The 1,166-nt window shown below is 53.9% G+C and carries 1 rRNA gene; it reads right to left on the minus strand.

Annotated features, from left to right (window positions below):
- Positions 1-1,099: ribosomal RNA gene (locus tag QWY76_RS20025) — 23S ribosomal RNA — on the minus strand; the annotation flags it as partial.
- Positions 1,100-1,166: the final 67 nt, after the last annotated feature.

Consider the following 1,166-nt stretch of genomic DNA (forward strand, 5'->3'; position numbering starts at 1 on the left):
CTCGACTAGTGAGCTATTACGCTTTCTTTAAAGGATGGCTGCTTCTAAGCCAACCTCCTAGCTGTCTGAGCCTTCCCACATCGTTTCCCACTTAACCAGGATTTCGGGACCTTAGCTGACGGTCTGGGTTGTTTCCCTTTTCACAACGGACGTTAGCACCCGCTGTGTGTCTCCCACGCTGCACTCACCGGTATTCGGAGTTTGCCTCGGGTTGGTAAGTCGGGATGACCCCCTAGCCGAAACAGTGCTCTACCCCCGGCGGTGATACGTGAGGCGCTACCTAAATAGCTTTCGAGGAGAACCAGCTATCTCCGGGCTTGATTAGCCTTTCACTCCGATCCACAAGTCATCCAAATCTTTTTCAACAGATCCTGGTTCGGTCCTCCAGTTGATGTTACTCAACCTTCAACCTGCTCATGGATAGATCGCCCGGTTTCGGGTCTATTTCCAGCGACTGGTCGCCCAGTTAAGACTCGGTTTCCCTACGCCTCCCCTATACGGTTAAGCTCGCCACTGAAAATAAGTCGCTGACCCATTATACAAAAGGTACGCGGTCACCCCACGAAGGGGCTCCCACTGCTTGTACGCATACGGTTTCAGGATCTATTTCACTCCCCTCTCCGGGGTTCTTTTCGCCTTTCCCTCACGGTACTGGTTCACTATCGGTCAGCCAGGAGTATTTAGCCTTGGAGGATGGTCCCCCCGTCTTCAGTCAAGGTTTCACGTGCCCCGACCTACTCGATTTCACATGATCAGGCTTTCGGCTACGGGACTATCACCCTGTATCGTCGAGCTTCCCAGCTCGTTCGCCTAACCAGTCACATGCTTAAGGGCTGGTCCCCGTTCGCTCGCCGCTACTGGGGGAATCTCGGTTGATTTCTTTTCCTCGGGGTACTTAGATGTTTCAGTTCCCCCGGTTCGCCTCCCACACCTATGGATTCAGTGTGGGATACCCAGGTTACCCTGGGTGGGTTTCCCCATTCGGAAATGTCCGGGTCACAGGTTGTTTGCCACCTCGCCGAACCTTATCGCAGGCTTCCACGTCCTTCATCGCCTCTGGCTGCCTAGGCATCCACCGTATGCGCTTCATCGCTTGACCATATAACCCCAAGGGGTCTGGATCCGCGATGACAACACGACAATTGCCGGATACGCTTGAGACGTAT

The organism is Halomonas maura, from assembly GCF_030409305.1.
GTDB classification, from domain to species: Bacteria; Pseudomonadota; Gammaproteobacteria; order Pseudomonadales; family Halomonadaceae; genus Halomonas; species Halomonas maura.